A 10,620-nucleotide genomic window follows, 5' to 3' on the forward strand; every position below is an offset into this window, starting at 1 on the left:
GACTCGCTCACGAGTCTTGGCGCGGGATTCGGGTCAGCTCTAGCTGACATAATACATCTCCGGATCACAGCTCTTCCAGGATCAGGACATCCCAGTCTCGCAGGCGGATATTGTCACCAGAGCGGTATTCTCTGCCGTTCAGGATATCTCTTGCTGCAGTGAAGGGGCACGGGGCCTCCCGTTCCTCTTCGCTGTAATGCAGAATATAATGAAGCGTCCTGTCCGCTCCCTCTGCTTTGGATGAAATCACGCCGCTCCGCATGATGACCGGCCAGGAGAACAGCGGTACAGAAATTTTCGCGTCTGCAGCCGCCTTTTTATACACTTCTTTTAATACGTCTTTATCAGTATAACATCCTATATAGTAAGCGCACCCTCTGCCATACTCGTGTCTGGTTATCCCTGCATACGCCCCCCAGTATTTATGTTCGTACATAGCAAGCCTCTCGGTTCCGGCATTTTTATCCGGATTCAGGAGCTCTGCGATATATCTTACCTGCCGTCCCGTCAGCTTTGTCCTGCCGGGTTCTGTATACTGATTGCAGCTCATTCCGAAGCACTCCTGCAGCAGATGAGGCTGGGTATCCGGATACACACGCACGTATTCGTCCGCCACAAAAGACTTGAATGAACTCACAAGAACTCCGCCGCTTTTTACAAATGTATCCAGTTTTTTCAGCATTTCCTCTGTGATACAGTAAAGAGCCGGAGTAATGATCATGTCATACCGGTCAGGTTCCAGCGCATTTATATCCACGACATCACATTCGATATTCATCTCGTAGAGGCTGTCATACATCCAGCGTACCACGTCATTATATGTAAGATCTTTATCGATGGGAAACCATTCAAGGGCGCTCAGGGAATGATTGTCCACCACGAGGACCACTCTGTTATTTTTTTTCATTTTGCATAGAGCTGTTCCAAGTTTCTTCCATTCCTGTCCGATCCGGCACGCTTCTTCATAGGTCGGATTTGTTCCCAGATCATGACTTAACAATCCTTTCCAGTAAGTCTCATATCCGCTGTGGATAGAATGCCAGTTCCAGTACATTATCCCCTGTGCGCCGCTCGCCAGATGGCTGTATGCATGGAGTCTCAGCTGCCCCGGATACGGCGTCCAGTATTTAAATGCCTGAGCCTGACACTCCAGAACAAGATAATTGTCGTCCTTCAGACTGCGAATAATATCCCCGCAGAAAGCTGTCTCCGCGCCGGTCAGCTCATCCTGTGTCGGATGATAGATATCCGTCCCTGCAATGGTCAGACACTTCGCTGCCTCGTAGTGGTTCAGATCAGGCTGCACTCCGTAGGAGTACCCGTCCTGTGCTATATCCGCGCCGAACTTCTTCCACTGAAAATCCAGATTGTGAGTGATAAACTGATCGTCCCTCTTATACTCCGATACAATACGGGCCTGCCATGCGAGATAATCAGCCGCCACTGTCCTTCGGAATTTCTCGAATTCTGCCATCAGCCCACCGTTTACACACCCTCTGATATCCGGGAAATCATCCCAGTCCGCAATAGAATTGCTCCAGTACGCAAGTCCGAAAGCTTCATTGAGCCGTTCCGTTGTCACAAACTTCTCCCGCAGATACCTGCGGAAAGCCTCCTGCATATATTTTCCCGTGTTCCCATAGTGCTTGGTCTCATTGTCAATCTGAAAGCCAATTACATGCGCATATCCGGCTGTATATGAGACCAGATGACGAATGACATTTTCCGCACGACACCGAAACGTAGGATTGAGCAGGTCAAAAAGCTGGCGGTGTCCATACCTGGCTCTGCCTTTCTTTGTCTCTACCATGATCTCCGGATCTTTTCGTACAAGCCACGGAGGAACGGCATACGTCGGCGTCCCCACAATCACATTAATTCCTGCTTCCTGTGTTTTTTCCAATACCTCATCGATATATGTAAAGTCAAATACATTCTCCCGGGGCTCAAGCGTGCTCCAAGTAGATTCTGCAATACGCACGGTATTCATACCTGCAGCTTTCATCATCCTTATATCCTCATCCATACGATCACAGGACATATATTCCGGATAATATGCGGTTCCGAATAAAATCTTTCTCGTTTTCATAAGCCTCCCCCTCCGGTAACGTGATTTTTCTTTCATGGTACATGCTGCCCCTCTCTGTTTATATCACTTTTTTTATATTTATATCACTTTTTTCAGATGAATTATCATTTATATATTTTTTATTTTTAGTTTAGAAATTTCCTTCTTCTTTTATGATTCACTCATATTTTTGTCACATTTTCCTTTTATACTAGACTCAGATAGTTGATAAACAACTATCTTTCCCCCCTCATAAAGTTTAGGCACTGACAGGTGCCGCACTTTACTCTCATTCCTTTAGATAACTATAAAAACAACGAAAACCCGCCAGCCTTTCGGCTGGCGGGTTTTCCGTTGTCGTCTATTTCATATGCTCTTCAAACCATTCCAGCAAATCTTCATATACCTGCTTCCGGTCTGTCTCATTTAATAACTCATGCCTGTCGCCCGTATACAGTCTGAGCGCCACATCCTGTATGCCTGCTGCCCGGTACTTTTCATAGATCTTCCGGACGCCTTTTCCGAAATCACCCACTGGATCTTCCGCTCCGGAGACAAATAATATCGGCAGTCCTTTCGGAATCATATACACACTTTCTTTTCTCTGCGTACTCATCATGCCAAGAAACATATTATAATAAGCGTTCACGGTGAACCGGAACGTACAGAGCGGATCCGCCGCATATTTTTCCAGACGCTCATAATCGCTGGTAATCCAGTCCGCCTGCGTCCGGGCAGGTTTAAATTTCTTATTATAGCCGCCGATTGCAAGATCATCTACCAGTTTGCTCCGGTAATGCCACCCCCGAAAAGCTGCCATAAGACGGCAGAGTCGTTTGCCAAATGCAAGTACAGCCTTCTTATGATCTGCGACTGTACCCATCAGCACTGCTCCGTCCAGTCCCTTCCCGTACATTTGAATATACTGCCGAAGAAGCGAAGACCCCATACTGTGCCCCATCATAAAATAGGGCACATCAGGATATTTCTTCTCCGTGCGCTGCCGGAGCGTATGAATATCTCCGAGAACGCATACGTTTCCGTATTTTTCATTGAAAAATCCATATTCTGACTTAGCCTGTACGGATTTTCCATGACCGAGATGATCATTTCCCACGACATAATATCCTTTGTCACATAGAAACTGTGCAAATTCATCATATCTTCCGATGTACTCCACCATTCCATGGCAGATCTGAAGGACAGCCTTCACTTCTTTCTCCGGTTTCCATTCGATCGTATGGATTTCCGTGTTTCCGTCTTTTGATGGGAAATAAAATTCATCTCTCATGTTACTCACTACCTGTCATCTAAATTTTTGTATTCGCGATACGGTGCGAGCGGCTTGTATGCCGGACGTATGATCTTATCTACATTCTGGAGCTCTTCCAGTCTGTGTGCGCTCCATCCGACGATACGCGCCGCAGCAAAGATCGGTGTATATAAGGAGGACGGAAGATCCAACATGCTGTACACCAGTCCGCTGTAGAAGTCAACGTTGGCGTTAACGCCTTTATATATATGACGCTTCTCTCCGATAATCTGCGGTGCCATATGCTCTACCTTCTCGTACAGTGCATATTCTGCATCATGCCCTTTCTCATGCGCCAGCTGCTTCACAAATTTCTTAAAGATATCTGCACGCGGATCTGAGATTGAATATACCGCATGCCCCATACCATAGATCAGACCTTTTTTATCAAATGCTCTCTTTTCGAGAAGTGCTTCCAGATAAGCTCTCACCTGATCATCGTCAGTCCAGTCGGTCAGATTCTTCTTCATATCCTCGAACATGCGGGTCACCTTGATATTAGCGCCGCCGTGTTTCGGTCCTTTCAGCGATGCCATAGCGGCAGCGATCGTAGAATATGTATCTGTACCCGAAGATGTAACGACATGTGTGGTAAATGTAGAGTTGTTACCACCGCCGTGATCCATATGGAGCACAAGCGCCATATCCAGTATTTTAGCTTCAAGCTCCGTATACTGTCTGTCTTCGCGGAGCATCATCAGGATGTTCTCAGCCGTGGAAAGTTCCGGATTCGGTGCATAAATGTAGAGATCTTCTCCGCGTTTATAATTATATGCATGATATCCGTATACCATCAGCATCGGGAACTGAGCGATCAGATTCAGACACTGACGCAGCACATTCGGGATGCTTGTGTCATCTGCCTTTGCATCATAAGAATAAAGCTGCAGGATACTTCTCGTAATGCTGTTCATCATATCGTGGCTCGGCGCTTTCATAATGACATCGCGCACAAAGTTCGGCGGAAGCATGCGCCTCTCCGCAAGCATATCCTGAAAATCTTTCAATTCTTTTTTCGTGGGAAGTTCGCCGAAAAGAAGCAGATATGTCGTTTCTTCAAATCCGGGATGTTTGGCATCCAGAAAGCCTTTTACCAGATCTTTTATGTTATAGCCGCGGTAATAAAGGTTTCCTTCACAGGGAACTGATTTACCGTCGACGATCTTTGATGCGCAGACATCCGAGATGTTTGTCAGACCGGCAAGAACGCCTTTACCGTTCAGGTCACGAAGTCCGCGCTTAACCTCATACTTCGTATACAATTCCTTGTCAATCGCGTTGTTAGTTTCACATTTGAGAGCTAATTCTTCAATCTCTGGAGTAATATCGAAAAAAATGCTGTCAATATCTTTTGCCATGTGCGTTCCTCCTTCTCTCTTAATTGCCTTTTCACTGTATGACCTTTTTATTATACTAAAAAACAAGAATTTATACAATTAACACTCTATTAAAAATTTATGAACTACATGGCCTTTTTTGTCTTTTTATTAGAACAATTGCACAAAAGATTCTGTCATTTTCTCGTATTGTACAAGGCGTTCGATAAATTTGCAAATTCTTCTAATGTCAGCGCTTCGCCCCTTACACTGGCCCCCTTACCGAGGCGTGCGATCGCCTCCTCGATCTCTTCTTTCGTAAAATCCAGCTCTGCAGAGTTCTTCAGACCGTTTGCCAGCGTTTTTCTGCGCTGGTTAAATGATGCCCGGATGACCCGGAACATCAGTTTCTCATCTTCTACATATACTGGCGCATCTTCATATCTCTCCAGCCTGATCACTGCGGAGCCGACCTTTGGCCGGGGCATAAAACAGTTCGGCGGTACATTCGCCACAATATACGGTTTCGCGTAATACTGGACAGCCAGGGAAAGAGCGCCGTAGTCCTTTGATCCCGGTCCCGTCTGCATCCTGTCCGCCACTTCCTTCTGAACCATGACAGTAATACTCTGAAGCGGTACATGATTCTCAAAAAGTCCCATGATGATCGGTGTAGTGATATAGTAGGGCAGATTGGCAACCACTTTCAGCGGTTTTCCGTCATTTTCCTCCTCAGCCAGTTTTGCGATATCAACTTTCAGCACATCTTCGTTAATGATCTTTACATTATCATAGCCGTCCAGCGTATCATTGAGGATCGGGATCAGTGCTTTATCGATCTCGACCGCGATGACCTTCTTCGCCGCGCAGGCAAGATATTGTGTCATCGTGCCGATGCCTGGTCCGATCTCAAGCACACAGTCATCCTTCCCGATCTCCGCCGCACGGATGATCTTGTCCAGAACATGCGTGTCGATCAGAAAATTCTGTCCGAATTTCTTCTGAAATACAAAGTTATATTTCTGGAGCACTGCGATTGTATTCTGCGGATTTCCTAATGTTGGTTCTTTCATACGATTCTCCTTCAAAATAGTTTACAGATCATACAGCATTCTGCTGTTTTCTTCTGTCTGCCTCACGACTTCTTCTATGCTGACTCCTTTTATCTCTGCGATCTTCTCCGCTACATAAGGCAGATAGAGAGAAGAATTTCGCTTCCCGCGGTATGGTACCGGCGCCAGATAAGGACAATCTGTCTCCAGCACGATAGAGGTGAGCGGAATCTCTTTAACGACATTTACCAGTTTCTTTGCATTCTTAAAAGTGACCACTCCGCCGATTCCTATATAGTATCCCATCTTGACATATTCCCTTGCCATCTCAACTGAATAGGAATAGCAGTGGATCACGGCACGCATACCGGATGCGTACCCGCGCATGATCTCCATTGTATCCGCCGCAGCTTCACGACTGTGGATGATCACAGGCATGTCTTTTTTCTTCGCCAGTTCAAGCTGCCGGATAAACCATTTCTTCTGTACATCGTGACTCTCATTGTCCCAGTAATAATCAAGCCCGATCTCACCAACCGCCACGATCTTCTCAAGATCCAACAGCCTCTCCATCTCGGACATATGCTCCTCTGTCAGCGTTCCTGCTTCATCCGGATGGATTCCGACAGCTCCGTATACAAACGGATACTCTTCTGTCAGTCTCTGTATCTTTCCCCATGATTCGAGCGTAGAAGCGGCATTTACGATCAGCCCGATCCCGCCGTCATGCATACTCTTTAAAAGTTCGTCTCTGTCTGTATCAAACTGCTCATCGTCATAGTGAGCGTGTGTGTCAATTATCATTCTCTGCTCCTTTACGTCCTGACTCTTATTTCTCCATCTCAAGTTTTAATTCCAATATTCTCCGCACGGACTCATCGATCCTCTCTTCAGACACAGTTCCGTCCTTCACTGCACCAAGCACGCCCTGATATGCACTCTGAAAATCCTCCGGCATGAGCAGCATATCCACACCCGCATTCAGCGCCGCCACAGCGGCTTCGGAGGAACTGTACCGGGCAGTGATCGCTCCCATATTCATAGCGTCCGTGATCACCATGCCGTCAAATCCCATATCATTTCTCAGTATGTCCGTGATCATCATTTTCGACAATGTGGCCGGCGTATTGTCTCCCGTGACATTCGGACAGGAAATGTGGCTGACCATGATTACCTGTATGCCATTGTCGATCCCGTCCTGAAATGGAACAAATGCCCCGCTTTTAAGCTCCTCCAGCGTATCATCCACATATGCATATCCCTCATGGGAATCATCTGTGGTCCCGCCATGTCCGGGGAAGTGTTTATACATGCCGATAATCCCCTGCTCGTTCAGGCCCCTGAGCTCCGATGCAGCCATCTCAGTGACAAGCTGCGGGTCAGAACTGAAGGAACGATATTTCACCACCTGATTATCCGGATTTGTGAGCACATCCGTATCCGGCGCCGCATCCATGTTAAATCCAAGATCGCTCAAGTAGGCTCCGATCGTGCTTCCGACCTCATACGCTTCCTGAGTATCTCCTCTGCTTCCCACATCACTCATGTTTCCGATCTTCTCCACACCGAATGCAGGATTGCTTCCAACGCGCGCCACCTGTCCGCCTTCTTCATCCACAGACAGAAATATCGGGAATCCCGTCCGCTCTTTTGCATATTGCTGCGTATTGGCAAGCATCGTCCTTGTCTGATCCGGATCCTGCAGATTCTGAGAAAAATAAATCAAACCGCCCACCGGATATTGGTCTATCGCATTCTTTGTACTTGTCCCTGCCTGGACAACTGTCCCTACACCTGTCAGTGCCTCCGGCGTGATCATAAAGAGCTGGCACACCTTTTCTTCAAGTGTCATAGACTCCAGAATTTCCCCGGCTTTAACCTCCACACTGCTGTCTTCCCGTCCGGCTGTCTCATCAGATTGCTTTTCCTCTCCTTCGCCCGCATCATCAGCCTGATCTGTCTTTTCACCGCTTTGAACCGTCTGTCCGGCTCCATTCTGTGATGCTTCTTTATCCTTTCCGCTGTCCGCTTTTCCAAAGAACTGCCAAAGTACTGCCGCCGCTGCTATTATAACCACGACAGCCGCAATACCTCCCAGGATATATTTTCTGCCATTGCGGGCACTCCGTCCGCTTTGTCCTCGTCTGGTCCTGCGTTTCCCCATCAACTAACCCTCTCATTTCTCTTTTTCCGCACAGATACATATCCGCGCATTAATCTAATAGATTATATCATAATTTATCCATCCCCGCCGCAATTTTACTTATAACTCATAATGAATACTTATAATGAATAAAACACTTGTATTTTCCTGCTGTTTTGTCTACTCTTATATATAGAAGTTTCTTCTTCCACCGCAAGAGGATACTAAATCATGAAATTGACGAGGTGTATAAAATGAAACCAATCAAAGAAGGTAAAGTACGTGAAATCTATGATAACGGCGACAGCCTGATTCTTGTAGCTACGGACCGCATCAGCTGCTTTGATGTGATCCTTAAAAACACTATCACAAAGAAAGGAACTGTCCTGACACAGATGTCAAAATTCTGGTTCGACATGACAAGCGACATCCTGCCGAACCACATGATCACAACCGATGTAAATGAAATGCCGGAGTTCTTCCGTCAGCCGCAGTTCGATGGCAACAGCATGATGTGTAAAAAGCTTCAGATGCTTCCTGTAGAGTGCATTGTCCGCGGCTACATAACCGGCAGCGGCTGGGCAAGCTATCAGAAGGACGGCACTGTATGCGGAATCAGACTCCCGGAAGGATTGAAAGAATCCGACAAGCTTCCGGAACCAATCTACACACCATCCACAAAAGCCGAGATCGGCGACCACGACGAGAATATTTCTTACGAGCAGAGTATCGAGCATCTGGAAAAGGCATTTCCGGGCAAAGGCGAAGAATATGCACAGAAACTCCGTGACTACACGATCGCCCTTTACAAAAAGTGTGCTGATTACGCTCTGAGCCGCGGCATTATCATTGCAGACACAAAATTTGAATTCGGTCTGGATGAGGACGGAAATATCGTACTCGGCGATGAAATGCTCACTCCGGACAGCTCCAGATTCTGGCCTGCTGACGGATATGAGCCGGGACACGGACAGCCTTCCTTTGACAAACAGTTTGCACGCGACTGGCTCAAAGCCAATCCGGACAACGACTGGACACTTCCGGAAGATATCGTTGAAAAAACGATTGATAAATATCTGCAGAGCTATGAGATGCTGACAGGAAAGAAATTACAGTAAAATAACTTTTTCAGACAGACAAGGCTGTACATCATTACACTTCGGACTGATGTGCAGCCTTATTTTAGTCACTAAAGGGAGATGCCGTACTATGGATAAAAAGAAGAGAGAACATATCAGATACCGGATCTACGAGATCCTGGAAGTACGGGCCGGAATCGACCATGCGGCCAGGGTTTACGATGTCATATATCTTATGACCATTATCATAAATCTGACGGTCAGTATCATGTATACTTACGAGTCATACCGGGCAGAATACGGAGAGCTTCTGACAGCTATAGAAAATGTTACAGTGGCGCTGTTCTGCATTGATTACATACTCAGATTATGCACGGCAAAATATATGTATCCGGAAGCACACGGCCCGGGAGCGGTCAGGAAATACGTACTCTCATTCACCGGAATCATAGACATGCTCTCATTTCTGCCATATTACCTGCCGTTCTTCTTCCCGTCAGGAGCCGTGGCATTCCGCATGCTGAGAGTCATGCGCGTATTCCGTCTGTTCCGGATCAATGCATATTATGACTCACTAAAATTGATCACGGATGTACTGAACAGCAAGAGACAACAGCTCTTTTCCTCCGTATTTACTATCCTCATCCTTATGCTGGCATCCAGTCTGTGCATGTACAGTCTGGAGCACGAGGCGCAGCCGGAAGTATTTACCAATGCCTTTTCCGGAATCTGGTGGTCCGCCTCCACCCTGCTCACAGTAGGGTACGGAGATATTTATCCTATCACTACACTTGGCAAGTTATTCGGCATCTTTATTACATTCCTCGGTGTCGGCATGGTGGCTATACCAACCGGTATCATATCCGCAGGTTTTGTAGACCAGTATTCCCGCATCAAGCGCATTGCGGAATACGGACAGGAGGCCGACGTACACTTTATCAGGATCCACCTCACAGCCCGGGATCCCTGGGTGAACAAGAGCATCGCCCAGCTGCATCTGCCCGAGCGTGTCATCGTTGCCGTTGTACAGCGCAACCACCGTGTCCTCGTCCCCCGCGGCAATCTCGTCCTGCGGCAGGATGACGTGATGGTACTGGCTGCCGAATCCTTCCAGGATAAAGAACATATTCGGCTCAAAGAAATCATACTGCAGAAAAACAACCCGTGGAACGGCCAGCGGATACGTGATCTGGATATATCCAGACATTCCGTCATCGTGCTTGTAAAGCGAAAAGAAAGAGTCCTGATCCCGAACGGAAACCTAATACTGAGGGAGGGAGATATGGTGATACTGTATTCCGAGATGCGGATTGCAAATGTAACGGAAATCGAGATATAAATTGCGGGCTGGCGCCCTATTACCGGCCTAGCTTCCGCCGTGCACAACTTCGATTTCGCTCCGCTCCATCTCAGTCGCGGGCTGGCGCCCTATTACCGGCCTAGCTTCCGCCGTGCGCAACTTCGATTTCGCTCCGCTCCATCTCAGTCGCGGGCTGGCGCCCTATTACCGGCCTAGCTTCCGCCGTGCACAACTTCGATTTCGCTCCGCTCCATCTCAGTCGCGGGCTGGCGCCCTATTACCGGCCTAGCTTCCGCCGTGCACAACTTCGATTCCGCTTCGCTTCATCTCAGTCGCGGGCTGGCGCCCTA

Annotated in this window: 8 protein-coding genes; 2 read left to right on the forward strand and 6 right to left on the reverse strand. The window is 47.5% G+C overall.

Annotated elements, in window-relative coordinates; translation table 11 throughout:
• Window positions 1–64: 64 nt before the first annotated feature.
• From FNY66_RS15015 to FNY66_RS15040, 6 genes are all read right to left on the reverse strand, one after another.
• Window positions 65–2,089 (reverse strand): beta-galactosidase, encoded by a 2,025-nt coding sequence (locus tag FNY66_RS15015; RefSeq protein WP_150311653.1) that lies wholly within the window; start codon window positions 2,087–2,089, stop codon window positions 65–67.
• 340 nt (window positions 2,090–2,429) lie between these two features.
• A complete protein-coding gene (locus tag FNY66_RS15020) occupies window positions 2,430–3,359 on the reverse strand; it encodes an alpha/beta fold hydrolase (RefSeq protein WP_087149775.1) in 930 nt (309 codons plus the stop codon).
• A gap of 8 nt (window positions 3,360–3,367) precedes the next feature.
• Window positions 3,368–4,738 carry a citrate/2-methylcitrate synthase gene (locus tag FNY66_RS15025; protein ID WP_087149776.1) on the reverse strand — a complete coding sequence of 457 codons (1,371 nt, stop codon included), beginning with the start codon at window positions 4,736–4,738 and terminating at the stop codon, window positions 3,368–3,370.
• A gap of 155 nt (window positions 4,739–4,893) precedes the next feature.
• The gene (gene rsmA, locus FNY66_RS15030; protein ID WP_150311654.1) at window positions 4,894–5,769 is read right to left on the reverse strand and encodes a 16S rRNA (adenine(1518)-N(6)/adenine(1519)-N(6))-dimethyltransferase RsmA; all 876 of its coding nucleotides are present in this window, start codon (window positions 5,767–5,769) and stop codon (window positions 4,894–4,896) included.
• A 21-nt stretch (window positions 5,770–5,790) separates the two neighbouring features.
• On the reverse strand, window positions 5,791–6,552 hold the full coding sequence (locus FNY66_RS15035; protein ID WP_087149778.1) for a TatD family hydrolase: 762 nt from the start codon (window positions 6,550–6,552) through the stop codon (window positions 5,791–5,793).
• Window positions 6,553–6,577: 25 nt separating this feature from the next.
• Window positions 6,578–7,912: a glycoside hydrolase family 3 protein gene (locus FNY66_RS15040; protein WP_150311655.1), complete on the reverse strand. Its 1,335-nt coding sequence runs from the start codon at window positions 7,910–7,912 to the stop codon at window positions 6,578–6,580.
• A gap of 233 nt (window positions 7,913–8,145) precedes the next feature.
• On the opposite strand from FNY66_RS15040, the gene FNY66_RS15045 reads away from it, so the two are divergent.
• Together FNY66_RS15045 and FNY66_RS15050 are read left to right on the forward strand one after the other, a co-directional pair.
• Window positions 8,146–9,009: a phosphoribosylaminoimidazolesuccinocarboxamide synthase gene (locus tag FNY66_RS15045; RefSeq protein ID WP_087149780.1), complete on the forward strand. Its 864-nt coding sequence runs from the start codon at window positions 8,146–8,148 to the stop codon at window positions 9,007–9,009.
• Window positions 9,010–9,100: 91 nt separating this feature from the next.
• The gene (locus tag FNY66_RS15050) at window positions 9,101–10,309 is read left to right on the forward strand and encodes an ion transporter (RefSeq protein WP_190324858.1); all 1,209 of its coding nucleotides are present in this window, start codon (window positions 9,101–9,103) and stop codon (window positions 10,307–10,309) included.
• The last annotated feature ends 311 nt before the right edge of the window (window positions 10,310–10,620 follow it).

It is taken from the genome of Mediterraneibacter catenae (genome assembly GCF_008691045.1).
Taxonomy (GTDB): Bacteria; Bacillota; Clostridia; order Lachnospirales; family Lachnospiraceae; genus Mediterraneibacter; species Mediterraneibacter ornithocaccae.

What these genes read in the sequence shown, in the direction of transcription:
- FNY66_RS15015 (WP_150311653.1), bottom strand. Translation starts at nt 2,089, where the DNA reads ATGAAAACGAGAAAGATTTTATTCGGAACCGCATATTATCCGGAATAT.
- FNY66_RS15020 (WP_087149775.1), bottom strand. Translation starts at nt 3,359, where the DNA reads ATGAGAGATGAATTTTATTTCCCATCAAAAGACGGAAACACGGAAATC.
- FNY66_RS15025 (WP_087149776.1), bottom strand. Translation starts at nt 4,738, where the DNA reads ATGGCAAAAGATATTGACAGCATTTTTTTCGATATTACTCCAGAGATT.
- rsmA (WP_150311654.1), bottom strand. Translation starts at nt 5,769, where the DNA reads ATGAAAGAACCAACATTAGGAAATCCGCAGAATACAATCGCAGTGCTC.
- FNY66_RS15035 (WP_087149778.1), bottom strand. Translation starts at nt 6,552, where the DNA reads ATGATAATTGACACACACGCTCACTATGACGATGAGCAGTTTGATACA.
- FNY66_RS15040 (WP_150311655.1), bottom strand. Translation starts at nt 7,912, where the DNA reads ATGGGGAAACGCAGGACCAGACGAGGACAAAGCGGACGGAGTGCCCGC.
- FNY66_RS15045 (WP_087149780.1), top strand. Translation starts at nt 8,146, where the DNA reads ATGAAACCAATCAAAGAAGGTAAAGTACGTGAAATCTATGATAACGGC.
- FNY66_RS15050 (WP_190324858.1), top strand. Translation starts at nt 9,101, where the DNA reads ATGGATAAAAAGAAGAGAGAACATATCAGATACCGGATCTACGAGATC.